Genomic DNA, 26389 nt, shown 5'->3' on the forward strand with positions numbered 1-26389 from the left:
ATGAGCAATTGGGACATTCTGTGGTCGTCTTATGACGTATTTTTAAGCGGTTTTTATAACACCTTAAAGCTATTTGGTTTATCCGCCGTGCTGGCTTTTTTAATGGGCAGCGGCATGGTGTTTTTATTGGAGGGTTCCCGCCCACGGTTAAAGATCCCGCTAAGGATATTCATCGATGGCATGCGAATGCTGCCATTTTTGATTCTGGCCTATTTACTCTATTACGGCCTGCCCAGCGCAGGAATTCGCATGAGCGCCTGGACGGCCGGGATTATTGCGTTAGTGATCTATCACGGCGCTTACTTTGCGGAAATTTTGCGCGGCTGCCGCGCCACCTTTGCCCAAGGGCAGGTAGAGGCTGCAATCGCTCAAGGATTTTCGCAGCCCAAGATGTTTCTGCGCATTATCTTGCCGCAACTGATTTTGAAAACCCGCGGCTTGTTGGGCAACCAATTGATTATCCTGCTCAAAGACACTGCCTTTCTGGTGATTATCACCGTGCGCGAGCTCACCGCGGCGGCGAGCAGCCTGTCGAGTACCTACTTTATTCCCATGGAAGCATTCATCGTGGTGATCGGTTTCTACTGGCTAATCAGTATTGGTTTAGAACTATTTATCAAAATGATTGGCCGTTTTGGCGCCAAGCGAGGATTCGAAAATGCCTGAGACCGCCGCTGTTAGTATTCGTAATCTTTCCAAAAGCTTCGATGGCACCGAAGTGCTGCGGGATGTGTCGCTAGAAGTACAGCCCGGCGAAGTGGTCAGTATTTTGGGCTCATCGGGGTCGGGTAAATCTACCCTGCTACGCTGCATTAACTGGCTCGAACAGCCAGATCGAGGCGACATCCGTATTGATGGCGATCGTATCGGCGTTAGCGACACCGGAAAACCAATGTCGCGCCGTGAGTTGGCAGGTATGCGCGCGCGCTTGGGAATGGTGTTTCAGGGCTTTAACCTCTGGCCTCATTTAAGCGTGTTGCGCAATGTCACTGAGGCGCCTATTCATGTCCAAGGCTTGAGCAAAGCCGAGGCTGAAGAGCGGGCTATGGCGCTGCTCGAAAAAGTCGGTATGGCCGATAAACGCGAGCAGTACCCCTACACGCTTTCCGGCGGGCAAAAGCAGCGGGTAGCGATTGCGCGGGCGCTCGCTATGCAGCCCAAGGTGATGCTGTTCGATGAGCCCACTTCAGCCCTTGACCCAGAGCTGGTAGGGGAAGTGCTTGGGGTGATCAAAGACCTCTCCAAAGAAGGCTACACCATGGTGTTGGTGACCCACGAGATGGAATTTGCTCGGGCAGTCTCCGATCAGGTGGTCTTTCTGGATAAAGGCATCATTATTGAAAAATCCCACCCCAGCGAGTTCTTTGAGAACCCTAAAACCGATCGAGTAAGGCGCTTCCTGGAAATTGAAGCGCCTACGGTGCCTACGGTATAGAAGGCACTAGCGTGATCAGACGCCGAGCTTGTCGCGCAGGCCATACCACCATGAGCCGATAACAGAGTAGGGCACACGGAAGGTTCGGCCGCCGGGGAAGGGGTACCAGGGCAGGCCGGCAAACACATCAAAGCGTTTGAGATCACCGTCGATCGCCTCGGAGAGAATGCGCCCGAAGGTGTGCGTGCCGGTTACGCCATGCCCGCTATAGCCATGGGCAAAATAGGTGTTGTCGTTGATCCGACCCATTTGCGGCACTCGGGTGAACGATAGCGCGAAATTGCCACTCCATGAATAATCGATCTGGATGTCTTTGAGCTCTGGAAAGATCTTGTAAAGATTGCGGCTTAGCTTGTTCTGAATATTCAGGTCGCTGGTGCCGCCATAGACCGATCCACCGCCAATCAGCAGGCGCTTGTCCGCCGATAGCCGATAGTAATCCGGGATATAGCGAATATCTTCGACACAGTGGTCAGTGGGTAAAAGGCGGTTTGCGAGTTCTTCACCCAGTGGGCGCGTTGCCATTATCTGTGTGGTGACTGGCATCACTCGCCAAGTAAGTGTTGGCACAACGCCACCAAGATACGCATTGCCACAGATCACCAGGGTCTTGCAGGTCATTTGCCCCGTAGCAGTCTGCACGACGGGCCGCGCTGCGGTCGTATCCACCGAGGTGACCGGTGACATTTCATAGATCGTGCCACCAAGACGCTCAATAGCCGCAGCCTCACCGAGGGCCAGGTTCAGCGGGTGAATATGGCCTCCCTTATGATCGACCTGACCGCCGATATAGCGGTCTGTTTTGATATGTTGACGAATCCCATCGCGATCAAGAATGTCCTGGCAGGTGATGCCGTAGCGTTCCCATAGTTTCTGACGTGCTTCGAGTTCGCGCATATCGGCCGGGGTGATAGCGGCGAGGATATTACCTTTCTTTAGATCGCAGTCGATAGCGTAGGTAGCGGCCCTTTCACGGATGATATCGCCGCCCTCGGTTACCAGGCTGGCAACAAAGCGAGCAGTATCCTCTCCGAATTGCCCACCGATTTTCTTCAGACTGGCATTCAGCCCGTTGACGATCTGCCCACCGTTGCGCCCCGAGGCGCCCCAGCCAACCCGCGCGCCTTCGATAATCGCGACACTATAGCCCTTCTCAGCTAAGTGCAGCGCCGTGGATAGACCGGTAAAACCGGCGCCAATAACACACACATCAGCTTCCTGGTGGCCAACTAGCGCTGGCCGTTCCGGGCTTGGGTTTGCTGTAGCGGCATAAAGACTACCGGTATGTTCGCCAGTGCCAGCATAAGACTTATTCATCGCGCTCATAATACCCTCCAATGCAATACGTTGTTGTTAAATGTGATAGCATTTTTGATATAGTGATACTTATAAGGCTTGTGTTAAGCTCGTGTCAAGCTTGTGTCAAAAAGGCGCAATGCTATGATCGGGAAAGTTGATAAAGAGTTAATGAAAAGTTAATTAAAAGTTAATTAAAAGGTGAGGAAAGCATTGAGCAAAAAGCTGAATGGACGACAGCAGATGGATCAGACAGCCCCTTCTATTCCGGATGTCACATACACCGCTGACATGACGACACAGGAACATGCCTATTTACGTTTGCGCCAAGCGATCATGGTGGGTGCTTTCCCGCCGGGCCATAGGTTAACGATTCGTGGGTTGGCGCTGGATTTAGGGCTTTCACAAACGCCGATCCGTGAAGCAGTGCGCAGGCTTTGCTCTGAAAACGCGATTGAGGTGCTGGGCAATCGTCGTCTTCGTGTACCCATGATGACGGCTGGGCGTTTTGAGGAGCTTATTCAGCTGCGCACCGTGTTGGAACTGCATGCCGCCGCGCGCAGCTTGCCGCATGTCTCGGATATTGTGATCGACCGCATGGCGGTGATCGACACTGAGCTTGATGGTGCCGTTGTGGCCAATGACCCGGTGGAGATGACGCGCCTCAACCAGGCATTTCACCGGGCGTTGTACTGTCTTAACCCTGATCAGGCGGTCATGCCACTGGTTGAGAGCATATGGCTTCAGCTAGGCCCGTTTCAGCGTCAGATGATGTCGACACACAAAACGCATTACTGTATCGACCGGCACAAAGAAATACTGGCGGCGTTAAGACAACGAACACTAGAAACACTGTCCCAGGCGCTGGTGGCCGATATTCAAGAGGGCCTGGCCCTGGCAGGGAAAGATGCATTTCGCGAAACGCAGGTGCCTGCCTGAGACATGTCGCTTAGCCGGTGATGAACTATTCAAACTGACCGTTCTCCATCAGGAAGGCATGCCCATCGCGGATGTCGCGGGTTAACAGCTCGACGACTCCCTCGCTGTCCCTATCTTCAAGGCACTTGACGATCTCGTCGTGATAATCAAGTTCGAGGATTCCGCGCAGGTCATTGTCAAACTGCCCGCTGAACTGGCGCAGAAACGGCCCGACTTGTAGCCACAGCGTCTCAATCAGGAACAACAAGGAGGGAGAGCCACACGCCGCATAGATCGCGAATTTGAAATCGTGATTGTGGTAGAGGTAGGCGTCGATGTCCTGATCTTCTGCGGCGGCGGTCAATGCCACGGCTACCTGCCGCAGCTTGAGAAGCCCGCCCCGGTCCAGCTGCTCAACGGCCTGACGCGCGGCGGCGGGTTCGCAGACCAGCCGCGTCGTCATAAGGTCGTCGAAACGCGCCTTCGTCATGGCAGGCAACACCATCGAGCCATTGGGTAACTGTTCCAGGGCACGCAGGGCCTGCAGGCGCATTAGCGCCGAGCGCACAGGCATGTCGCTCGTCCCCAGCTCCTTAGCCAGTTTGCGTGAGGTCAGCTTGCGCCCCGGTGCAAGCTGACCTGACATGAGGGCGTGGCGTAGTCGTTCATAGACGACCTCGTGTAACGGCTGGGTTTCAACGGGAGCTAGGCCAATGGTCATGCCAACAGTGCCTCCAGTTCGGGGGTTGCCGCGTCCAGTGCGCGCGCGTAGCGATCGACGGCCTCAATGATCTCGGCCTCGCTGATGGTCAGCGGTGGAGAAAAGGAAGTGACCGGCAGATACGGTAGTGCTCGGGTTAACACGCCTGCAGCGGTGGCATGTTTGGCGACGATCTTATGTGGGGCACTGGCTTTTGGGAAGCCTGAAAACTCGACGGCTGCCATCAGCCCCACGCCGCGAATATCACCAACGAACGGATTTTCTCCTACCCGGTTGCGCAGCGCTTTCAGCAAAACGGGGCCTAGTAGTGCCGCGCGTTCAGTCAGGTTTTCCTGCTCCATCACATCGAGATTGGCCAACGCAATCGCCGCACCGACTGGGTGGCCGGAATAGGTGAAGCCGTGCATCATAACGCCCATTTTCTCGGATGCGCCTTCGAATACGTCCCACATGCGCCGTGAAATAAGTGAGGCCGACATTGGAAAGTAGGCGCTGGTGAGCCCCTTAGCGAGCGACACGATATCCGGGCGAAGGCCATAGGTGCCGGAGCCGAACCAGTTGCCAGTCCGGCCAAAGCCGGTGATCACCTCATCGGCGATGAGTAGAATATCGTGGCGCTTGAGAACCTCTTGGAGCTTCTCGAAATAACCCTTGGGCGGCAGGAACACGCCGCCAGTCCCCATGACCGGCTCGGCGATGAAAGCGCCGATGGTGTCGGCGCCTTCCCGTGTGATCATCTCTTCCAGCTCGGCGATCAAGCGGTCGGTAAACGCTACCTCGCTTTCACCCTCCTTGCCAAAGGTGAAATAGTGCGGGCAACCGGTGTGCAGTACGTTGGCCAGCGGCATATCAAACGCGGTGTGATAGGACTTGATCCCCGTCAAGCTGCCTGAGGCCAGCGTCAGACCATGATAAGCCCCTTCGCGAGCGATGATCTTTTTCTTCGCGGTTTTGCCACGCAGATTATGGTAATAGTTCATCAGCTTGATGGCCGTGTCGTTGGCGTCTGAGCCTGAGTTGCCGAAGAACACCCGCGCCATGTCTGAACCGGGTACCGTACTGCGAAACAGGTTCAGCAGGCGGTCGGCCAGACGAATGGTCGGCTCTGCGGCGGCACCCCCAAAACAGTGCTGAAAGCTGAGCTGCTGCATCGCTTCCGCGCCTGCCTGCACCAACTCTTTGCGGCCATAGCCGACGTTCACACACCAAAGCCCAGCGCCCATATCAAGCAGCGTTTCCCCGTTGTCTCGGGTGACCGTAACGCCATTGGCGGAGGTGTAGATCGCTGGCCCATTTTTTTGCAGGTCGCTGATTGAGCTGACCGGATGAAAATGGCTCTCCTGGTCCATCTGAGCGAGGGAGCGGGTTGTGCACTCATTCATGATGCAGTCCTTTCAAGACGATGCAACCAGCCGGCGCAGCGCGCGGACGGAGCTGTCTGGGGTTGTAATGATGGGGCAGTCGACGTGAGGCTGCAGGGCTTTTGCGGCACGTGCCAAGCTAAATTGACCGAGCAAGATAACATCCTGCGCGCCAAGGTTATTACAGACGGATAAAACCGCGGCATCATGCCCAGCGCCGTCACCCGCTTTGAGCGCGGCGAGCGCGCCCTCGGCCAATATGGGCGTGATATGGATCTGTTTGCCCTTCGCTTTTGCCATATCCTCAAGCTCTTGGGTCAATGATGGCAGCGAAGGTGCAAATGTGACGACCAGCGCAATGCGCGTGCTATTGCTCAACGCCTCTTCGAATGCAGCTTCGTTGGGGCGCAGCACGGGAATGGAAAGGTCGGCTTTAACCGCATCAATCGCGGGCCCGAAGGCTGAACAGGTAAACAGAATTGCCTGAGTATCTTGCGTGCCGTTGCCCGCCGCCGCGTAGCGCCCCAGTGTTAGGAAACGCTCCCTCATGGCTTGGTTTAGCGCGCCGGTCCGTGCCAGGTCGACCGCGAGGGATGTATCGAGTAGATCGGCGGTTTGTGCTTCGGGCCATAACCGTGAGAACGCGTCGCGTATCGGGATAACCGATTCTTCGAGGGCATGGATAAGGCCGATGCGAGGGCTATTCGTAGATAGTGCTTGATTAGACATGAGGGGCCTCCTTGCGTGCACGCAAGGCGGAAATCAGCGCTTTGTCGCGTACGGCTTCGAGTTCGGCAATACTGCGCCCGGCAGCCTCGCGTTCGACACCGGCGACCAGTTCGGTTTGGACTTCCTCACTTAGCGTGGGATTACCAAGGGATGCCCAGCGGCGCTCCTGGCTCGGCCCGAGGTGGGCAAGATACCCCGCCATGCCGCCTTCACCGCCGCCTAGATGGTAGGCCATATGCGCACCGAGCACTGACCAACGCAATCCTGGTCCATTGACTAAAGCAGCGTCAATCGCTTCGACATCCGCAATACCGGCCTGAACCATGTGCACCGCTTCGCGCCACAGTGCCGACGCTAAGCGATTGGCGATATGCCCCGTGGCATCTTTCATCAGCCGCACCGGCACCCGTTCCGCGGCGCGGTAGATCGCTTCTGCCCGGCCCAGGCGTGCAAGGTCGGTGCCGAAGATCTCCACCAATGGCACCAGGTGCGGTGGGTTGAAGGGGTGGGCAGTGATCAGTTTTGACGGATCTTTTAGGCCAGGGCTGAGATCGGACCAGGTGAGCGCTGAGGTGGAAGACGCAAGCACGGCGCTATCCATCATCAACGGCTCAACCAGGGAGTAGAGCGCATGTTTGAGCGGGATATTCTCCGGTGCATTCTCCTGAATTAGATCGGCCTCTGACAGGGCGTCCGAAAGGTCGCTGCAGAGCGTCAGCGTGCCCCGCGTAGCGGTACGCGGAGATGCCTCTTCTAGTTGAGCTAGGGGCGCGCGCATCCTTGCCTCGACCTCTTTAAGGGCTTCTGGTTTGGGATCCCAAACCCGCACGTCTGCCCCGTGGTGCACGAACAATGCTGCCCAACCAACGCCAATCAGGCCTGCGCCAAGAATTGCTATCTGAGGTGTTTGTGTGACCTGTGTCATGGGAGTGCTCCTTGTTATTTTTGCGATCGCATTTTATAAAATATAGCGTCTTTGTAATAAATTGAAAAGTCGTTTTATATAGGATGTTTATTTTAATAATTAAAAATAATGGCATGTTGATGGAGTAGTATTGACTTTTGCGATCGCAAAATATAATCATAAAAGGAAGATGACTATATTCTAGGCAGCCCAGCGGGGATAAAGATGAAGAACAACACGATCGCCAGCACCGCCGCCAGCTCAAGCTCAAGCTCAAATTCAGGCACAAAACAATGCGCCATCGTTACCGGCGCTACCTCGGGAATTGGTGCGGCCATAGCCCGCGCCCTGGCGGCACAGGGGTTCGCGCTGTTTCTGGTCGGGCGTCGGGAAGCAGCCGGGCAGGCACTGGTCGACGCGCTTCGGGCCGAGGGAGCCGTGGTGACATTTTATGCGGTGGACCTGTCGGATAAGGCCGCCCCAGAGGCGATTATTGAGGCTGCGATCGCAGCCTTCGGCCGGGTTGACGTGCTGATCAACAATGCCGGGCTGCTAAGCCGTGGAAGCGCTGAGGAAACCTCCGATGTGGAGTGGGACCAGGTGATGGATGTCAATCTTGGCAGTGTCTTCAGACTCTCACGCGCGGTTATTCCCCTTTTCCGGGCGCAGAGCGGTGGTGTGATCGTCAATATCGCCTCGGACTGGGCGCTAGTCGGTGCGAAAGGCGCGGTAGCCTATGCGGTATCGAAAGCCGCGGTCGCGCAACTAACCCGCTGTATGGCGCTGGATCACGCCCATGAGGGCATTCGCATCAATGCGGTCTGTCCAGGCGATACGGACACCCCCATGCTGGCGGCAGGCGTTAACGGAGACGAACGCATCGCAACGCTGGCCGAATACGGTGCCTCGATACCGATGGGGCGCGTTGGCACCACTGAAGACATTGCACGTGTCGCGGCCTTTCTGGTCTCGGACGCGGCAGGGTACATGACCGGGACGCTGATCCCAGTCGATGGCGGCGCGACCGCCGGCTAAAACAAGTCGCTGACGAAAACACGTCGCTAACTAAAACACGTCGCTAACTAAAACAATGGGAGAACGGGTCATGGGCGAAATGAACAACAATTTAATCGGTGGCGTATGGCGCGAGGCCGATGATGTCTCAGAAAACACTAACCCCTCCGATGTGACGGATCTGATCGGGCTTTATGCCCGCGGCGGTGCCCAGGATGTGACCGATGCCGCCGAAGCGGCAGAGGTCGCAATGCCCGCCTGGGCCGGCGCGACCCCTCAGCTGCGCGCTGATCTGCTGGACCGCGTGGCCGCAGAGATCACCCGCCGCGAAGATGAGATTGCGACGATGCTGGCCTGCGAAGAGGGTAAGGTTCTGTTAGAAGCGCTGGGAGAAGTTCGCCGCGCCGCGCATGTGTTTCGTTTTTTCGCCGGAGAGGCGCTACGTCTGACGGGGGATGCCCTGGCCTCGGTGCGACCCGGCGTGGATGTGGAGGTGACCCGCGAGCCGTTAGGCATTGTCGGTATCATCACCCCGTGGAACTTCCCCATCGCGATTCCTGCGTGGAAAATTGCCCCTGCCTTAGCTTATGGCAACTGCGTGATCTTTAAGCCAGCGGAACAGACGCCGGGCTCAGCCCACATATTGACCCAGATTATTCATGAGGCGGGCTGCCCGGCGGGTGTTTTCAATCTCGTTATGGGGCGTGGCTCCGTCGTCGGTGAGGCGATGACCACGGATCCGCGCATCTCGGGAATTTCCTTTACCGGGTCGGTGCAGGTAGGGCGGCAGCTGGCTGGCGCCTGCGCGGCGAACATGAAAAAACTTCAGCTAGAGATGGGCGGTAAGAACCCGGTGATCGTGATGGACGACGCCGATCTGGAAACCGCTGTTTCTGTCTGTCTCAACGGTGCCTTTTACCAGACGGGGCAGCGCTGTACCGCATCGTCGCGTCTAATCGTACAGTCGGGCATCCATGATGCCTTTATCGCGGAACTCAGTCGCCAGATGCAGGCGCTCAAGGTGGGGCATGCGCTCGCCGAGGGGATGCAGATTGGCCCCGTCGCCGCCCGGAGTCAGCTCGAAAGCAATCTTTACTACGTGGCGCTCGCCGCTGAAGAGGGCTGCGATGTATTGGGTGGAGAGCAGCTCACACGCGACACTGAAGGGTATTTCCAGGCACCCGCACTTTTCCTTGGGGCGAGTAATGCCATGCGTAGCGCCCGTGAAGAGATCTTCGGCCCCTGTGCCAGCGTGATTCGTGTCGATGACTTTGAAGAAGCAGTAGCGCTGGCCAATGACACCCAGTTCGGTCTGTCGTCGGGGATTTGTACCACCAATCTACGCTATGCGCGGGAGTTCAAGCGCCGTTCTGCCGCTGGCATGGTGATGCTCAACTTGCCGACCGCGGGCGTGGATTATCACGTGCCCTTTGGCGGGCGTAAAGCGTCGAGCTTCGGGTCACGTGAGCAGGGTAGCTATGCAGCCGAATTCTATACATCGGTGAAAACCGCCTATACGTATGCCGGTTAAAGCTAGTGTCTTCACAGCCATTACCCCAACTGCCTGCGCCAACGGTTCTCAATGGTATCCAGCTCTGCCGGGCCGTACTGCGCATGATCATGCGGCCCGTAGTAGGCCCATAATTGATCGCCGTAATCAAAGTGCCACCATTCGCTGGGTAGGTTGGTGAAGCCTTGCCGATGCATAGTGTGATACAGCAGACGGCGGTGGTCCCGCGCCTTATGTTGTTGCGGGGTAAGCATTTCCAGATGCTCAAAATAGTCGCTATGAGAGGCCGGAAGCGCCTCGTCAAACAGGGTACCCATATCCAGTGGGAGACCATCGGCATCACAGAGCGTGACATCGACGGCGCCGCCGGTGAGGTGCGGGCTGGGGGCTAAAGGGTCGCGGCTGGGTACCGATACGAACTCTCTTGTACGCTCTAATAGCTCCGCTTCGCTAAGGTCAGGCTGGTAGTGGTGGATGGCCTCATGCAGGGTGTCAAACAAGTACTGCTGTACCCGCCATGGCCGCCAGCCATCCAGTACGATCAACCCGATGCCGTCGGGTAAGCTACGTGCACCAGCGAGTAGCGCCCGATAAACCCCCTCGCGAACAAAACACTCCGCTACCGCACCCGGAATGCCCAGTCGCGCATAGGCGGGGAACACGCTGACCGGTGCCGGGGCGAGGCTCATCGGCACCAAGCGCTCACCATTATCTTCAATGGGCGCACGACGCAGCAGTTCCCAGCAGGGGGCAGGGTGGCTGGGGATAGGCGGCAAGGCCTTTAATAGTGTGTTCAAAGGCATCATGTTATCCAAGGAGGGTGTTATCCAAGCTGGTTATCAACACTGGCTATCAAAATTGAGTAGGTAGCCACAGCGTCAGCGGTGGAAAAAGTATGAGTAGAATAAGCACCGCAATTGCCGTCAGCACAAAGGGCCAAATGGTTCTAAATAGCGACACTATCTCAAGCCGACTGACCGCGGCGGCCACGAACACACAGGCACCCAGCGGTGGCGTGATTAACGCAATGGTAATGTTCAGCGTGATGATGACGCCCAGGTGGATGGGGTCAATACCCGCCATCATAGCCACCGGCGCAAAGATAGGCGTCAGTAGCATTAATGCCGACACCTCCTCCATAAACATTCCCGTGATGAAGGTGATCGCGCTAAGCAGCAATAAAATAACCACGCTACTGTCCACGTAGGGTGATAGCAGTGATACAAATTGCGCAGGCACTTGCGCATAGGAGAGCAGCCAGCTAATCGTCGCCGATGCCGCCATGATTAGAAAAATCGCCGAGGTTAAGCGTGCCGTATCGAGGATCGCTTGCCAGCACTCTTTAAAGCGTAAACCACCCAGCACAAAGCCGCATAAGGCCACATACAGCGCTGTCAACGCGCCCGACTCAGTTGGGGTAACGAAGCCAAGTACGATACCTGCCACAATTATAAAGGGGGCGATAAGCGCGGGTAGGGCGGCCACGAAGGCCATGCCAAGTTGTCCGATCGAGGGCAACTGGCCACTTTTGGGTAATCGGTGGCGCCAGGCATACCAGGCGTTCATGCCCATAAAGGCAACACCCAGCAGTAGCCCTGGCACGACGCCCGCCAGAAATAGATCGCCTACTGAGGTGTTCGTCAGTGAGGCGTAGAGGATCATAAAGATACTGGGGGGAATAATCGGGCCGATCAGCGAACTACCTGCGGTCAACCCAGCGGCAAAGGCCCTTGAGTAGCCCTCCTTCTCCATGGCAGGTACTAACAGCGACCCCAGCGCGGAGGTATCAGCCACCGCTGAGCCATTGACACCTGCGAAGAAAACGCTCGACACCACGTTGACGTGGCCCATACCGCCCCGCAAGTGCCCCACTATCAGGCGGGCGAATCCCATCAAGCGCTCGGTTAAGCCGCTGACGTTCATTAGGTTGCCAGCGAAGATAAACAGCGGGATAGCCATTAAGGAGAAAACATTGATACCGCTAAAGAATTGCTGGGGCAGCATGCGCGGAATCATCGAGGGGTCGACAAACAAAAAGCCCACTATCGCGGTGGTAAGCAGCGCAATGAAAAGAGGAAGCCCAAGCAAAACGTGGCCAAGGAAAACCGCTAGCATAGTGACAATCATAGGGAGTCCTCAACGGTCTTAAACAGTGAGCCCTCAACGGTCTTAAACAAGGAGCCCTCAGCGGTCTTAAAAAGTGAGCCCTCAACGGTCTTCATAAAGAGTCCTCAACGGTCTTGAGTGGCGCAGGGCCATAGAGAAGCGCATGCCAAGCGAGTAGCAAAAAGCCAATGGGTAGCGATAGGAGGGGCACCGTGCGGCTAATGCCGAGCCCTGATGTGGTAAACATGCTGACTGATAACGCATAGCGATAGCTTACCCATGCTCCACCCGCTGCAATCAGCAGGGTGAGTAGCCACTGGTACACATTCAGCAAACGTGCGAAGGGGGCTGGCAGTAGCTTCTCCAACAGGCCGACGCGCATGTGACCCCCTTCCGACCAGACGGCGCCAGCCGCGAGCATCACAGTGGCGATGATCAAAAAACGCGAGAGCTCGTCTGTCCAGATAGGCGCACCACCGGCGATGTAGCGGGCAAACACCCCATACAATATGGCTGCAACATTGAGGGACAGCAGTGTGCCCGCCAGGGTCAGGGTAACCGGGCGGCTGATCGCCAGTAGACGGGATCGAAGCGTATTAAACATGGCAGCCTTCCATGAAGCGCTAGAACATTAAGCACAGAAAATAGAGGGCCAGTAAGGTACCAGCCCCTGTGGTTGCAGCAGTGTTGAAAAGCCCGTTAGTCGAGCAGATCGCTCATACCCGCATCTTCCAGCGCCATATCGATCCAGCGTTGCTCGATATCACGCTCTCCGAGCCACTCAAGGTAGGCGGGCTGACCGATGTCGCGGAAAGCAGTGAGTTCTTCTTCAGAGGGACGAATCACTTCCATGCCTTGCTCTTCCAGGTAGGCGATACGCGCCTCGACCTGATCCTCGTTGTGCTCTCGGGCATTGTGATTAGCTTCGGCGACGGCCTCCATAAAGTCGCTGCGAAGCTCATCATCCCAACCTGCGATCATTTCGCTATTGCCCACTAGGAACTGGTTGGAGTACTGAATATTGGCCAGGGTCAGGTAGTCCTGCACCTCGTAGAGGCTGCCCAGAATGATATACATCGGCGGGTTCATCTGGCCATCGGCCACCCCTGTGCGCAGTGCCATGTAGGTCTCTGTCCAGGGAATCGGCGTGCCAGAGGCGCCGAAGGATTCGTAGAGGGCTACCTGACTGGGGTCCATGGCCCGGAAGCGCAGTCCTTCGAAGTCGTCAGGGTGGCTGATAGGCCTTTCGTTATTGGTGAACGCCAAAAAGCCCCCCTCTTCCACGACGGCTAGCATATCGATACCGGCACGCTCCTGCAGAGCATTGCTGACTTCCTGCCAATACTCACCTTCATCGAAGAAGCTACGCGCCGCCGCAAAATCGTCGAACAGAAACGGAATAGCGCTGACGAAGATCTCATCAACGAGAGGAGAGACACCCGCAAATGACGCCACGTTGAGCATCGGCGTGTTCATGGTTTGCTCCATACGCTCCTGCTCTTCGCCCAGCATGCTGTTGGGGTAGAGCGCTAACTCGATCTGGTTATCGGTTTTCTCCTCAATCAGCTCCTTTAGGTTGGTGGCGAAAACGTGGACAGCATTCTTTTCCGGGTCAGGGGCGCCGTTGTAGCTCAGATTAATCGTGGACGCTGCAAGGGTGTTTCCTGCCATCAATGCAGAGCCAATCAGGCAAGCTGAAATGAGTCGTTTAGGTGTAAACATAGGTTGAGCAAGCATCGTAAGTCTCCTGGTTTATTGTCGTGAGCTATGAGGCGCTGAGGGCACGTTATTAGATTTATAAGGAGTGCCTACTAGAAGACTATGTATTGAGGTGTTGACTATGCAATACCTAAACTGTGGCTTTTATTGCAACAGTCGTGGCGCATCGGCCGAGAAAAACCGCATGCCTTTGTGTAAATGGTCGATACAGGTGGTCGACGCGACAGGGAGCTCTTGTCCTTTCAGGCTGACAATTTGGGCGCGCGTACCATTCATCACCGGATACTCCATCGGCAGCGTGAAAATTTCGCCGCGCTCAATCTCATCCATTACGGTGAGTTCAGGCATAAACGTAACGCCAATGCCTGAGCGGACGAAATTCTTTAACACCGAAACAGAGTTGGTATGCAGGCGAGCTTCAAGATGGATACGCTCCTGGTGAGCCACCATATTGACCATTTGCCGCATACCGAAAGGATTATCCATTAACGCCAGGGGCCAATCCTTTAAGTCATGCATCGTCACGGGACGGCCCAGCGTGCTCAACGGGTGATTAGGGGGCACAATAACATCGAGCGGCTGGCGCGTTTCTACATGGCAGAAAAGTTGCGGGTCTACCGGCGGTGCATAAAGTAGCGCTATATCGACTTCACGGTCTTTGAGTAACGACATCGCTTCGTTGACACCCGCCATGCGGATTTCAACATTGATACCTGAAAACGCTGACATAAAAGTGCCTAACGGTGCGGCGATCAGGTCAGCGATAAATCCTTCTCCCACGGCGATGCGAACTTCCCCTTTCGCTAGGCCCTGAAGTGCCATTAACTGGGAGAGCACGACCTCTTCTGAAGCCCGTTGGGCATGGTAATGATGCACCAGCAACTGGCCCGCCGCGGTTGCGCGCATCCCGCGTCCGTGACGCTCGCATAGCTGGGTATCCAATTCTTCTTCTAGTGCTTTTAATTGTCGGCTAACGGCGGAGGCATCGACATTTAGGTGGGCGGCGGCGCGCCTGAGCGAGCCGCGGCGAATCACTTCATTGAGGTAGGTTAATGCACGCTGGTTAAGCATAAAACACACCTGTGGTGGGGTGTTTTATATCTTAACGGATGCCAGGCCTTCCAGTGTGGTCATTTTAAGTGAGGCTAGGTAAGCGGCTGGGTTGCTTGCTGAGTGCGGGCGTTTTTATCCTCCACTGCATCCGCTAGCATATCGGCGGTGACCGCGGAGAGCGTCCAGCCCAGGTGACCGTGGCCGGTATTATAGAAAACCGTGGGTAATTTACCGCGGCCGACCTTGGGCAGCATATTGGGGAGCATCGGGCGCAGGCCCGCCCAGGGCACCACGCGGCGGGTGCTGACGCCGGGGAAGCACTCTTCCACCCAGCGAATCAGCGGGCGAATCCGGTTGTCGCGTATATCGCGATTAAAACCGTTAAACTCGGCGGTGCCGGCGATACGGAAGCGGTCATCGCCCAAGCGGCTGGTCACCAGCTTGGTTTCATCATCCAGCAAGCTAACGGTAGGGGCGGCCTGTTGGGAGGCGGCATCGTCAAGCTGCACAGTAATAGAGTAGCCTTTGACCGGGTAAATATTGACCCGGTCGCCTAGCTTGGCAGCCAGGGCTCGGCTGCCTACGCCTGCGCATACCACCACGCTATCAAAGGTTTCGCGCACCGGCTCGCCGCCGAGATCAGCGCTATCATCGGCGGTAATCCAGGCGTGCTGCTCGTCCGCGCCGATATCCTGCACGCTGTGGCCATATTTAAGCGTTACGCCGCGACGTTCGGCGGCTTGCGCGAGGCCGTGGGTAAACTTGTGGATATCGCCAGTGGCGTCGCTTTCGGTAAAGAAGCCGCCGTAGTAGTTGCCCGCCAGGGTAGGTTCGATGGCACGCATTTCCTCGGGCGTCACCGGCTGTCGCTCAAGGCCGCCTTGGCTGAGCAGTTGCGATACCTTCGCGGCGTGGTCATAGCCCTTTTTATCGCGGTAGATATGCAGAATACCTTTCTGCTTTAAATCGAAATCGATCTGCTCTTCCTGCGCCCATTGAAACAGGTGCTCGCGTGCTGCAATGGCCAGCCGAGCAGTTTCTGTGGTGTTGGCAGAGTAGCGGGGGATAGAGGCGATAAATTCGCCAAACCAACTGAGCTTATGCCAGCTTGGGCGGGGATTAACTAAAAGAGGGGCGTCGTTTCTGAGCATCCAGCGCAGGCCCTTGATAACGGTCGGCCAGTGGTTCCACACTTCAGCGTTTGAGGCTGAAAGCTGACCGCCGTTGGCAAAGGACGTCTCCATCGCCGCGTAGCGATGTTTTTCAAACACGGTGACCTCATAGCCACGTTTAGCCAGGGCGTAGGCGCTGGTAATGCCGGTGATACCACCACCGATAACGGCAATGCGTTGCATAACTCTCTCCAGATTGTATGAGCGTCGGGAATCCCACCTAACGGCGTAAGCTGCTGGGCGTACCCCTTCCGTCATGGAACCTGAGAGATTCACGCATCCGTTGGGTGCGCTTGCTCCTTCGGTGGGCTGAGTGACGCAGTCATCAGCCGCTCTTCGGAAAGTGATGATGATAGCGGTCCGGTTGCCTGAGAGTTTCCGGGGCTGTTGCTCCTTCGGCGCTGGCGACATCGACTGTTGATGCGCCAAGCTCTCCCGCTATCACATTGGTGCTTATTGTTTTGAACATGGTCAGTTTGAACATGGTCAGTTTTAACGTGTTCAGTTTTAGCATGAAAGACGACCATGGTCGTGAACGCTTATTCCACGGGGTTCACTCCAAGGGCTGGGCTCGTTGGATGATCGCCGCGCAATCCAGTCCGGTGGGCAGCGTGCCTGTATTGAGGCCACTGCGTTCAGCTAGCCGGCCAGCGCAGAATGCATCGGCCACATAAGCAGGAGCGTGCTGTACTAGCAGGGCGCCCTGTAACGCCAGGGCCATACCATCCGCCAACTGACGAGCGCGGTACTGAAGCGCTTGGGTATCCTGCATCTCCCGCTGTAATTGCTGAATAAAGCGGTCAAGATGCCGATTGGCGCCCTTGGAAAGGCCGAGCTCGGCGAAATAAGCGTCGAGTACTTCAGGTTGTTTTTCAATCGCGCGCAGGATGTCCAAACACTGCACATTTCCGCTGCCTTCCCAAATGGCGTTGATGGGCGACTCGCGCAACAGGCGTGCCATTATGTGGGTTTCCATGACGCCGCTACCGCCGATGACTTCCATCGCTTCATAGGCGTGGTGGGGCGTGCGCTTACAGATCCAGTACTTGCCGACCGGCGTGGCAATACGTGCAAGCAGGCGCTCGTGCTCGTTGTCTTGCTGATCCATCGCTCGGGCCATGCGCAGCATCAGGGCGGTAGCAGCTTCGCTCTCGATGGCCAGATCGGCGAGCACGTTTTGCATCAGCGGCTGTTCGCTCAAACGCGCCCCGAACGCATGGCGATGAGAGGCGTGGTGAATCGCCTGGGCGGTGGCTTGGCGCATTCCGGCAGCGGAGCCAATCATGCAGTCGTAGCGGGTCATGGCGACCATCTCAATAATGGTGCGCACGCCGCGGCCTTCTTCGCCCACCATCCAGGCAAAGGCGCCGCGCAGCTCCGTCTCGCTGGAGGCATTCGCCACGTTGCCCATTTTGCGCTTTAGCTGCTGGATATGGAGCGGGTTCTTGCTGCCGTCGGGCCGCCAGCGCGGCAGCAAAAAACAGCTCAAGCCGCCGGGGGCCTGGGCGAGCACCAGAAAGGCGTCGCACATCGGCGCGGAAACAAACCACTTATGCCCTACTAGCTCGTAGGCTTCCCCTGGCCCGCCTTGATCGATCGGATAGGCGCGAGTGGTGTTCAGGCGTACGTCCGAACCACCCTGCTTCTCGGTCATTGCCATGCCCAGGGTGATGCCCTGTTTGTCAAAATAGGGCACGTTGCGTGGGTCGTAGTGCGGCGCGGTGATTTTATCGCCCCAACTCTCAAGCAGGCTGGGCTGATGGCGTAACGCGGGCAGGGCAGCAAACGTCATGGTGATCGGGCAGCCGTGAGCCGCTTCCACCTGGGTGTGCAGAAAGTAGTTGGCGGCCCGGTTTACATGGGCGCCCGGCCCTGGACTTCGCCAGGGGCTCGCGTGCAGGCCGTGTTCCACCGCGGTTTGCATAAGTTGGTGATAGGCCGGATGGAACTCAATCAAATCAACCCGGTGGCCTTGTCGGTCGTGGGTCACCAGTTGGGGTGAGTAACGGTTGGCGTCAAACCCTAAGGCGATGGCCTCAGACGAGCCTGCCCACTGTCCAAATGCCTTGAGTGAAGCGTCGTCAGTGCCGCCTTCGCGTTTAACACCCTCCTGAAGCGCGCGATCAGTGGTGTAGCTGTTGTAGTTCTCCAGCGACGGTGGCTGGTTTTCCACCTGATGGGTGCTGGCTTGGAGTTGGTCGGCAAGAGGATAGTGGTGAGTCATAGCAAGAACCTAGCGGCTAGAGATGATAATTGTGTTTATTTAAACGTACGTTTTATAGTTCTTATCGTAGTTGCTTGGTAGGAAAGACGCGAAACATTGAAGGCGATGGGGGGCGGGATGTTGTGCTGCTTTGCTCAGTCAGCGTATTTAACCGACAATGCGGCTTATCCTTCTCAGTCTTGAGTATTATCAATGCAAGCAAATGCGATGCAGACAAACGGCTTTTTTGACGAAATCGGCCAGACTATCGGCGAAGCCATCCGCGTGGTGGTGGAGTTTCTGTTAGGCATTTTCACCAACTTCTTTGCTGCGTTCGGCGATTTTATTGACGGACTAACTAGGTCGTTGGGAATCAATGATTCGTTTTTCAGCATTGGCGTATTAGTGATCGGGCTGCTGATTCTGTGGGGCGGTTTGCGGGCGTTTCTGCGCGGCTCTTTGATCGGCGGTATTGTACGTACCGTGTTGGGGCTGTTTATTCTGTCGTGGTTGATGATGTAGATACACCGAGAGGGTTTAGCCTTCCTACCTAATAAGACGAGCGAGCTTGGGATTTGTTTATAAAATTATTATTAAAAATGACCAATAGGTAAAAAACAGCTTAATGGGCTTAAAAGTGTCTCAATTGCTGCTCTAGCGCAAAAATATGCGTATCTTCCGCGCCCAGTTCCTGCAGCGCCCTGGCCAGATTGACCAGGTAGTCGCGGTTGGGGCCACTTGGGCCATGGGCACTGGCAATTTGCTGGGCCATCTCGGCAAGCGGCGCCTCGCCTAGAAAGGCCGGATTGTCATCGCTGGCTAGATAAATAAGCCCTTCGCTCTGTTCGACCCCGTTGCCATTGTCATCAACAAAGGTCAGCGGTACTTTTTCCCGCAAATAGCCGTTTTTCTCCCGCACATCCAGCGGTGCTAATACTTCCGGGGTAATGCGGTAGGCCATACCGTGGCAAATCGAATCCTTGGCGCGGATCAGCGTCGCTACACGCCCAGGGGCTTCAGGGGTGCCACGATGGTCGTGGGAAGCCTGCCAAAATCGCCTTTCCCAGCCGAGAATATAAGCCGGGCGGCGCTCCAGGAAGTCAAAATCGGCCTTCCAAATCAGCGAGCCGTAACCAAACAGCCAGATAGCCGCATGGCCCTCGAAGAAGTTTCTTTGCTGGTTTAAGGCAGTGGTGTCAAACATCAGTATCAAGCATCATGTTCTCGGCGTATTTGTTTCAGCGTCTATCTTATCATGTCACTGACGATCACTTGGGAGACAGACATGCGCGCGATTTTTCTGGTCGATAATGGCTCCCTGCGGCCCCAGGCAACGCTGAATTTACGCCGCGTGGCGGCCTCGCTTAGCGAGCTGATTGGCGAAACCGTGCAGGCGGCTTCGCTACTGCACTCTAATAAGATTCCAGCCGCGGAGGTTGAGGGTATCCCAGCGATAACGCTTGGCCCCAACGCTGAGCGCAGTGCTGAACAGGGGGCAACGGAGATTGTCGTAATTCCGTTCTTTTTCGGCCCTAGCAAAGCCCTCACCGGCTACCTGCCTGAACGTATGGCCACGCTGCAAGAGCGCTTTCCCCATGTGAAAGTGCGTATAGCCCAGCCCTTGGTGGATGAGTTCGGTAGTAATGACCTGCGTTTGGCCCATCTGCTGGCTGACAACGTGCGCGACAAACTTCAGCCAGGTACTAAGCCGCATGTGGCGCTGGTGGATCACGGCAGTCCGATTCCTGACGTTACTGCCGTGCGTAACCGCCTAGCGGGGCAGCTTAGCGTGCTGCTTGGCGATGACGTAGCCTGTGTCGCCGCTGCCTCCATGGAGCGCCGCGAGGGGGATGAATATCGTTTTAACGAGCCGCTGTTGGAAAACTTGCTGACGCTTCCCGAGTTTAAGACAGGCCCCGTTATCTTGGCGATGCTGTTTCTTTCGCCGGGTCGTCACGCTGGGGAGGGCGGCGATATTGCAGAAATATCTGCGGCCGCTGAACAGCAGCATCCAGAGCTTTCCGTTACCACGACTAAACTGGTGGGGGAGCACCAAGGGGTTGTCGATATTTTGCACTCGCGACTGCGCCAAGCGCTTGATGATCAACGCTTTCTAATCGATATCCCGGCAATCACCTGATATGACGAAAGTCTGATGGGTGAATACCCGTCCAATAGCGCGTAGAATCGCGAGCCTTTCTATTTATCTTATTGTAAATGACACGCTAACCGGGCTCCTTTTTGTGATCGCAACCGCTAATATCACCATGCAGTTTGGGGCCAAGCCCCTGTTTGAAAATGTCTCCGTTAAATTCAATAACGGCAACCGTTACGGCCTGATCGGCGCGAACGGCTGCGGCAAATCCACCTTTATGAAAATTCTCGGTGGTGATTTGGAGCCCTCTTCCGGCCAGGTGATGCTGGATAGCAGTACCCGGCTAGGTAAGCTACGACAGGATCAGTTCGCGTTTGAGAACGAGCGCGTTATCGATACCGTGATCATGGGCAACGTCGAGCTCTGGTCGGTCGCGGCCGAGCGCGAGCGTATTTACTCGCTGGCAGAGATGAGCGAAGAGGACGGCATGGCCGTCGCTGATCTGGAAGTGCGCTTTGCTGAGCTTGACGGCTACACCGCTGAGTCCCGCGCAGGTGAACTATTGCTGGGCTTGGGTATTCCCATTGAGCAACACTCCGGCCCGATGAGCGAAGTCTCTCCCGGCTGGAAGCTGCGCGTGCTGCTGGCCCAGGCGCTGTTCTCAGACCCGGATGTACTGCTGCTTGATGAGCCAACCAACCACCTGGATATCAACACCATCCGCTGGTTGGAAGATATTCTTAAAGCGCGCAGCAGCACCATGGTCATCATCTCCCACGACCGCCACTTCTTAAACAGCGTCTGCACCCATATGGCGGATCTGGATTACGGCGAAATTACCCTGTTCCCGGGTAACTACGATGATTACATGACCGCCGCCACCGCGGTTCGTGAGCGTCAGCACTCGGATAACGCCAAGAAAAAAGCCCAGATTGCCGAACTGCAGCAGTTTGTGAGCCGCTTCTCTGCCAACGCCTCAAAAGCCAAGCAGGCCACTTCGCGGGCGCGCCAGATCGACAAAATCAAGCTGGAAGATATCAAACCTTCTAGCCGGGTTAGCCCCTTTATCCGCTTTGACCAGGCCAAGAAGATCCACCGCAATGCCGTTAACGTGGATGGCATTACCAAAGCGTATAACGGCGAGAAACCGCTTTTTGAACGACTATCCATGACTGTGGAAGCCGGTGAGCGAATTGCCATTATCGGCCCCAACGGCATCGGTAAAACCACGCTGCTGAAAACCCTGGCGGGCGAGTTGCACCCGGATGGGGGTGAAGTTAAGTGGACAGAAGCCGCTGAGCTGGGTGTTTTTGCCCAGGATCATAGCGACGACTTTGCCGTCGATGCCACGCTGTTTGAGTGGATGTCGGCATGGACTCAAGGTGGCGAGCAGGTAGTTCGCGGTGCTTTAGGGCGGATGCTGTTTTCCAGCGATGATATCGGTAAGTCGGTGAAGGTGATTTCTGGTGGCGAGCAGGGGCGCATGCTGTTCGGTAAGTTAATCCTCACTCAACCCAACGTAATGCTGATGGATGAGCCGACCAACCACCTGGATATGGAATCAATCGAGGCGCTCAACTTAGCCTTGGAGAACTACCCCGGCACGCTGCTGTTTGTCAGCCACGACCGCGAGTTCGTGTCATCGCTAGCGACGCGCATTATTGATATGCAGCCGGAAGGCATTGTCGATTTCAGCGGCAGCTACGACGACTACCTGCGTAGCCAGGGAGTGGTGTGACGCTGTTGGTGTCAGTCTCTTTGACAGTTTATTCGTCGATAATTTGCTCAAAGGTACTGTCGGTGGCGGGTTCGCGCTCGGCATTGAGCATTTTGCCGCTAAACACCGTCTGCATCTCTTTGGCGAGCTCTACGTAGACGTGCATCTGCTGATTACGCCGCTTACGTAGCGGGGGTTTCACTAACAGGCTAATACCCTTAATGGGCTCATGGGTTTCCCCACGCAGCAGGTCAGGCATTTCCCCTGGTGGAAAGGCGTTAGCGACCGTGACGGGATTTGATGGCTGCTGACCGTCGATTAAAAATATCTTCTTGAGAGCGTCGGAGTGGGCGCCTTTCTCCCGTAGCCAATGGGTAAGGCGCTCGTCTGAATCTTCGCTAGGCTGATCAAAGACTACGAATAGCGAATGCTGCTTGACTTTCTTAGTTTGCTTTGAAGGTGCAGGGGTGTCAGGTTCCTGCTCTTCTTCAGAGTTATCTACTTGTACCCGGCGAGAGGCTGCGACTTTCGCTGCGCGCCGCCGTCTGCGCCAAGGCACAATGATATAAATAAATATCGTCGTTGCCATGGCGGCCAATACCAGCGACGCGAAGGCTAATAGTATTATGGTGGTAGTGCGATCCATAGTCTCAAAACCCTTTGTTTTTTAATTAGCACTCAGGCGTTATTTAAGCGAAAAATGCTGGCATTGAGCGCCAGTGCAAGTGCTACCCAGAGCCAGTAAGGCACCATAAGCCAAGCGGCTAGCGTGCTTACTTGGTAAAACAATGCGATGGCGATCGTAATGAACGCCAGTAACACTATGATATTTACCAGTGCAGCAACAATTTGTTTACGCCCAAAGAACAGCCATGACCATGCTGCATTGGCTAAAAGCTGTAGCACGTAAACCGCTAAGCATGCCGTGCGCCATGCTGATTCTTCGGCCATATATATTCGCCATGCGGCGATAGCCATCAATAAATACAGTATGCCCCAGGCGATAGGGAAAGCGATATCCGGTGGTGTCCATTTTGGCTTACTTAGTTCGCGGTACCAACTATCGGGCCGAAAGCGTGCGCCAGTTGTAGCGGTAAGGCCAACCAGCAGAAGAGATACCATTAGTGCTGATAACGAACTAAGCATTCATCACCTTTTCGTTCAAACTAAAGAATCAATAGCCTAGCAGCGTTTTGCAATAAGTAGGTATAAAAAAAGCATCACCGAAGTGATGCTTTTTAATCTTAAGGACTTAGCGAACCGCTAAATCAAGCGTGTCTTAACTTCTACGATCATAACCGTTGTCCATAAATGGATAGTCGGTATAGCCCTTTTCATCACCGCCATAAAAAGTTTCGTGATTCGGCTCGGTGAGTGGTGCGTTAACGCGGAAGCGTTCCGGCAAATCGGGATTGGCAATATAGGGGCGTCCGAAAGCAACCGCATCGGCAGTGTTTTCACTAATGCGGGCTTCAGCGCGCTCGGCATCGTAGTTGCCGCAGTAGATCAGGCTGCCGCTAAAGCGCTCACGCATCTGCTCACGGAAACCGTCAGGGAAGGTGATATCGCCACCGGCCCAGTTGGGTTCGTTAAGATGCAGATAGGCGAGGCCGCGCTTGGAGAGCTGCTCGGCCATGTAGAACGCCATGGCTTCCGGCTCATCGTCGGTCAGGCCAAACAGTTCGATAAACGGCGTCATGCGAATGCCGACCCGGTCAGCGCCATAGACATCAATCACCGCATCTACCACTTCCAGCGGGAAGCGAGCACGGTTCTCCAGCGAGCCGCCGTACTGATCGGTACGTTTGTTGGTGCCGGTCGCCAGGAACTGGTTAAGCAGGTAGGCGTTTGCCGCGTGGACTTCGACCATATCGAAACCGGCACGCTTGGCGCGGACTGCCGCCTGGCGGTAGTCGTCTACAATGCCGGGAATCTCATCGGTTTCCAGCGCTCGCGGTGTGCTGGTAGGGTGCTGGCCTGCAGTGCCATCTTCAAACTCGACGAAACACTGAGCGCCTTCACCTTTCAGCGCACTCGGCGCAACGGGCTGTTGGCCGTCAGGTTGAACCATTTCATGGGAAACGCGCCCAACGTGCCACAGCTGCAGGGCAATACGGCCGCCTTTAGCATGTACCGCGTCCACCACTCCTTTCCAGCCGGCTTCCTGCTCATCCGTCCAAATGCCGGGTGTATACACATAGCCCCGCGCAGTGGGGGAGATATTGGTCGCTTCGCTAATGATCAGACCCGCTCCGGCGCGCTGGCCGTAGTAAGCTTCCTGCATTTTACCCGGTACGCTATCGGGTGTACGCGAACGCGTCAGCGGCGCCATAATGACGCGGTTAGGCAGCGATAGGCTGCCCATCTGGATGGGAGTAAACAGTGTTTCGAAAGCCATCAATTAAGCTCCTTTTGAATGCTTCGATGAAATAGTAAGCGTTAGAATAGACCAGTTTACTAGTTAACGCCAACGATCGTATTATCAGGCCGTTACCCTGTGTGACTTCTTCTAAAAGCAAAACCCCCGCTTTAGATAAAGCGGGGGAGACGTTAAATCAACTTTTGCTAGCGCCGCTGCCAAGGCCAACGCCGCTTGACGGGGGTATCGATCTGCTGCAGCGCGCTAGAGAGCGGCAACATAATGGCACCCAATTGGCGATAGCAGACGGCGCTGCTGAGCACCCCGGGGCACTGCTTGAGCAGCAGCTCGCACTGCTGGGAGGCGATAAAGAGCTGTTCGGTGACCGGTGGGGCGAACAGCGGTTTGGCTTGCTGGCAGCAGCGAGTAAGCTCCCGCGAAAGCATAGTGAGCATACTGGTATCGAGCCAGCAGGGCAGCGGGTCTTCCAGGCGCCCAGCAATCGAGTGCTGAACCGCTTCAAAAGAGGTGCGCAAAAATATCAACGTTTGGCGAAGTTGGCGCTGCTCACTGGTCATGGTGCTTACCTTTACCTCAAATGATTGTCACCTCATATAGATGAGAGATCTAAAAATAGTGTTTCTCATTTGCATCTATGTTGACGATAGCGCTACTCCATTGACCTGTCAATACGGTGACTATAAGGCGCACTCACCTATGAGTGCGCCTCAAACAACCGCCAGTCGTTATTGGTCAGCGGTTTGGCTCCGTGTTCGGTCACCACCACAGTGTCGCTTATTCCGACGCCCCACTGGCCGGGCACACGTAGGCAGAGCGGTAGGTGAAAGACCATATTAGTTTCAAAAGTGCGGGTCTGGCCTTTGGCGATAAAGCCGGTGCCCTCCACCCAGCTAGGTGGAAACTGCGCACCCACGGCATAGCCAAATACGCCAGAGAAGAACAGCTGGTCACGCTGGGGAGCAAGCAGTGCATCGGCGGTCTGGGCTGCGGCATCAAAGGTATTGCCTGGACGCATGGTGTCGCAGAGCGCTTCAAAAATTGAGCGGCAAAGATCCCGAGTGGCGGAGAGAGCTGGGCTTGGCACGCCTGTTACCGCGGTGCGCATCATGGGTGCCGTATAGCGTTGATAAGCGGCGCCGAACTCTAAGAAGACCGGCTCATTGGCCTGGATAACACGCCGCTTATGGTTGACATGAATCACGCCAATGCGGTGTCCACTGGTCACAATGGGCTGCAGGCTCATAAACTCGCTGCCATTTTCGAGCAGCGCTTTGGCGCCGATGGCGGCAATATCGTTATCGGTCATGCCGGGGCGAATGCTGTGTATCGCGGTTTCTAACCCTAGGGCGGTGATTCGCGCGCTCTCTTGCAGCATCTCAAGTTCGGTGGGGCTTTTTACAAGTCTAATGGCATCAACCACCATGCCTGCTTCGCTAAACCGCTCACGACCGATAGTCTGCATCAGCGCATCAATCACCCCAAAGCGCAGTCCGCTGCTCCAACCATCAATGCCAATTAGCTGGCAGGGGTGAAGCAGGTCTGCCAACGGTGTGATGATTTCGTCCAGATTTTCCCAGCGATAGCCGATGATCTCATCCACGCGAGCAGTTACCACTGCGGCACCGGTTTCAATCGAGGCGACTTGCAGCACTAACCGCCCCTGCGTGCAGACCAGGCAGGCGTGAACAGAGACTTCAAAGGTGTGATAGCCGGTGAGGTAATTAATGTCGGCGGGGTCGGTGAGTAACAGTGCGTCTAACCCCTGTGCAGTCATCGCCTGACGAACATTATCCAGGCGTGCCTGATACTCGGCAGCGGGAAAGGGCACTTCACTCTGGGCGAGCGTTTCCGCGAGGGCTTCGCGGTAGTGGTGATAATCCATAGCGACCTCCATCAATAGGTAAGGTCAGTATAGGCACCTGCTTTAAGCTCGCTTTTATCTCCCTCAACGCTAGCGATAAATGTTACCCATGCCTCCATGGTGTCTGGTAAGACAGCTCAATCGTTTGGCTTGAAGGCCCGCTAGGGCCTGTTGACGTTTCATCGCGAACCGCGT

Annotated in this window: 26 protein-coding genes and 1 riboswitch; of the genes, 8 read left to right on the forward strand and 18 right to left on the reverse strand. The window is 55.8% G+C overall.

Annotation, left to right across the window (positions count from 1 at the left end; genetic code table 11):
• Positions 1-666: an amino acid ABC transporter permease gene (locus KUC_RS07735; RefSeq protein WP_007112609.1), complete on the forward strand. Its 666-nt coding sequence runs from the start codon at positions 1-3 to the stop codon at positions 664-666.
• Positions 659-1435 carry an amino acid ABC transporter ATP-binding protein gene (locus KUC_RS07740; protein ID WP_007112610.1) on the forward strand — a complete coding sequence of 259 codons (777 nt, stop codon included), beginning with the start codon at positions 659-661 and terminating at the stop codon, positions 1433-1435. The genes KUC_RS07735 and KUC_RS07740 overlap by 8 nt, the downstream gene beginning before the upstream one ends.
• Before the next feature lie 15 nt (positions 1436-1450).
• On the opposite strand, the gene KUC_RS07745 is transcribed toward KUC_RS07740, so the two are convergent.
• On the reverse strand, positions 1451-2761 hold the full coding sequence (locus KUC_RS07745) for an NAD(P)/FAD-dependent oxidoreductase (protein WP_040479876.1): 1311 nt from the start codon (positions 2759-2761) through the stop codon (positions 1451-1453).
• Positions 2762-2974: 213 nt separating this feature from the next.
• Between KUC_RS07745 and KUC_RS07750 the strand changes: the two genes are divergently transcribed.
• Positions 2975-3670, forward strand: coding sequence for a GntR family transcriptional regulator (locus KUC_RS07750; RefSeq protein ID WP_050804818.1), 696 nt, complete (start codon positions 2975-2977; stop codon positions 3668-3670).
• A gap of 25 nt (positions 3671-3695) precedes the next feature.
• Here the strand turns inward: KUC_RS07750 and KUC_RS07755 are convergent, their stop codons facing one another.
• From KUC_RS07755 to KUC_RS07770, 4 genes are read right to left on the reverse strand one after another with little or no spacing between them, the layout of a single operon-like run.
• On the reverse strand, positions 3696-4370 hold the full coding sequence (locus KUC_RS07755; RefSeq protein WP_007112613.1) for a GntR family transcriptional regulator: 675 nt from the start codon (positions 4368-4370) through the stop codon (positions 3696-3698).
• Positions 4367-5752, reverse strand: coding sequence for an aminotransferase (locus KUC_RS07760; protein WP_083825755.1), 1386 nt, complete (start codon positions 5750-5752; stop codon positions 4367-4369). Before KUC_RS07760 ends, KUC_RS07755 begins: the two co-directional genes overlap by 4 nt.
• A gap of 12 nt (positions 5753-5764) precedes the next feature.
• A complete protein-coding gene (locus tag KUC_RS07765; RefSeq protein WP_007112615.1) occupies positions 5765-6460 on the reverse strand; it encodes an aspartate/glutamate racemase family protein in 696 nt (231 codons plus the stop codon).
• Entirely contained in the window at positions 6453-7385 is a 933-nt protein-coding gene (locus tag KUC_RS07770) for a 3-hydroxyacyl-CoA dehydrogenase NAD-binding domain-containing protein (RefSeq protein ID WP_007112616.1), read from the reverse strand. The genes KUC_RS07765 and KUC_RS07770 overlap by 8 nt, the downstream gene beginning before the upstream one ends.
• Before the next feature lie 204 nt (positions 7386-7589).
• Between KUC_RS07770 and KUC_RS07775 the strand changes: the two genes are divergently transcribed.
• Complete coding sequence (locus tag KUC_RS07775; protein ID WP_083825756.1) at positions 7590-8399, forward strand: SDR family NAD(P)-dependent oxidoreductase; 810 nt, start codon at positions 7590-7592, stop codon at positions 8397-8399.
• Positions 8400-8469: 70 nt separating this feature from the next.
• A complete protein-coding gene (locus KUC_RS07780) occupies positions 8470-9909 on the forward strand; it encodes an aldehyde dehydrogenase family protein (protein WP_007112619.1) in 1440 nt (479 codons plus the stop codon).
• A 20-nt stretch (positions 9910-9929) separates the two neighbouring features.
• On the opposite strand, the gene KUC_RS07785 is transcribed toward KUC_RS07780, so the two are convergent.
• From KUC_RS07785 to KUC_RS07820, 7 genes are all read right to left on the reverse strand, one after another.
• Complete coding sequence (locus tag KUC_RS07785) at positions 9930-10694, reverse strand: M15 family metallopeptidase (protein ID WP_007112620.1); 765 nt, start codon at positions 10692-10694, stop codon at positions 9930-9932.
• 46 nt (positions 10695-10740) lie between these two features.
• The gene (locus tag KUC_RS07790) at positions 10741-12015 is read right to left on the reverse strand and encodes a TRAP transporter large permease (RefSeq protein WP_007112621.1); all 1275 of its coding nucleotides are present in this window, start codon (positions 12013-12015) and stop codon (positions 10741-10743) included.
• Between the two features lie 91 nt (positions 12016-12106).
• Positions 12107-12598: a TRAP transporter small permease gene (locus KUC_RS07795; protein WP_007112622.1), complete on the reverse strand. Its 492-nt coding sequence runs from the start codon at positions 12596-12598 to the stop codon at positions 12107-12109.
• Positions 12599-12693: 95 nt separating this feature from the next.
• Entirely contained in the window at positions 12694-13731 is a 1038-nt protein-coding gene (dctP, locus tag KUC_RS07800; RefSeq protein ID WP_007112623.1) for a TRAP transporter substrate-binding protein DctP, read from the reverse strand.
• A gap of 126 nt (positions 13732-13857) precedes the next feature.
• Complete coding sequence (locus KUC_RS07805) at positions 13858-14784, reverse strand: LysR family transcriptional regulator (protein ID WP_040479881.1); 927 nt, start codon at positions 14782-14784, stop codon at positions 13858-13860.
• 74 nt (positions 14785-14858) lie between these two features.
• A complete protein-coding gene (locus tag KUC_RS07810; RefSeq protein ID WP_338036213.1) occupies positions 14859-16196 on the reverse strand; it encodes a D-amino acid dehydrogenase in 1338 nt (445 codons plus the stop codon).
• A gap of 88 nt (positions 16197-16284) precedes the next feature.
• Positions 16285-16386, reverse strand: a riboswitch (glycine riboswitch).
• A gap of 105 nt (positions 16387-16491) precedes the next feature.
• Positions 16492-18162 carry an isovaleryl-CoA dehydrogenase gene (locus KUC_RS07820; RefSeq protein WP_007112626.1) on the reverse strand — a complete coding sequence of 557 codons (1671 nt, stop codon included), beginning with the start codon at positions 18160-18162 and terminating at the stop codon, positions 16492-16494.
• 207 nt (positions 18163-18369) lie between these two features.
• Here KUC_RS07820 and KUC_RS07825 point away from each other — a divergent pair, with 207 nt between their 5' ends.
• Positions 18370-18663, forward strand: a complete 294-nt coding sequence (locus KUC_RS07825) for a hypothetical protein (protein WP_040480395.1) — start codon at positions 18370-18372, stop codon at positions 18661-18663.
• 109 nt (positions 18664-18772) lie between these two features.
• Here the strand turns inward: KUC_RS07825 and KUC_RS07830 are convergent, their stop codons facing one another.
• A complete protein-coding gene (locus KUC_RS07830) occupies positions 18773-19345 on the reverse strand; it encodes a gamma-glutamylcyclotransferase (protein WP_007112628.1) in 573 nt (190 codons plus the stop codon).
• An 81-nt stretch (positions 19346-19426) separates the two neighbouring features.
• Here KUC_RS07830 and KUC_RS07835 point away from each other — a divergent pair, with 81 nt between their 5' ends.
• Both KUC_RS07835 and KUC_RS07840 read left to right on the forward strand, forming a co-directional pair.
• On the forward strand, positions 19427-20281 hold the full coding sequence (locus KUC_RS07835; protein ID WP_007112629.1) for a sirohydrochlorin chelatase: 855 nt from the start codon (positions 19427-19429) through the stop codon (positions 20279-20281).
• Between the two features lie 103 nt (positions 20282-20384).
• Positions 20385-21974 (forward strand): ABC-F family ATPase, encoded by a 1590-nt coding sequence (locus KUC_RS07840; protein WP_007112630.1) that lies wholly within the window; start codon positions 20385-20387, stop codon positions 21972-21974.
• A 28-nt stretch (positions 21975-22002) separates the two neighbouring features.
• Here KUC_RS07840 and KUC_RS07845 read toward each other — a convergent pair whose 3' ends face one another.
• From KUC_RS07845 to KUC_RS07865, 5 genes are all read right to left on the reverse strand, one after another.
• A complete protein-coding gene (locus KUC_RS07845) occupies positions 22003-22599 on the reverse strand; it encodes a cell division protein ZipA C-terminal FtsZ-binding domain-containing protein (RefSeq protein WP_007112631.1) in 597 nt (198 codons plus the stop codon).
• A 32-nt stretch (positions 22600-22631) separates the two neighbouring features.
• A complete protein-coding gene (locus KUC_RS07850; protein ID WP_040479887.1) occupies positions 22632-23099 on the reverse strand; it encodes a TspO/MBR family protein in 468 nt (155 codons plus the stop codon).
• Positions 23100-23232: 133 nt separating this feature from the next.
• A complete protein-coding gene (locus tag KUC_RS07855) occupies positions 23233-24351 on the reverse strand; it encodes an alkene reductase (RefSeq protein WP_007112633.1) in 1119 nt (372 codons plus the stop codon).
• Between the two features lie 167 nt (positions 24352-24518).
• Positions 24519-24890, reverse strand: a complete 372-nt coding sequence (locus tag KUC_RS07860) for a hypothetical protein (protein WP_007112634.1) — start codon at positions 24888-24890, stop codon at positions 24519-24521.
• Between the two features lie 137 nt (positions 24891-25027).
• Positions 25028-26215 (reverse strand): M24 family metallopeptidase, encoded by a 1188-nt coding sequence (locus KUC_RS07865; RefSeq protein WP_040479890.1) that lies wholly within the window; start codon positions 26213-26215, stop codon positions 25028-25030.
• Positions 26216-26389: the final 174 nt, after the last annotated feature.

Source organism: Vreelandella boliviensis LC1 (assembly GCF_000236035.1).
Lineage (GTDB): Bacteria > Pseudomonadota > Gammaproteobacteria > Pseudomonadales > Halomonadaceae > Vreelandella > Vreelandella boliviensis.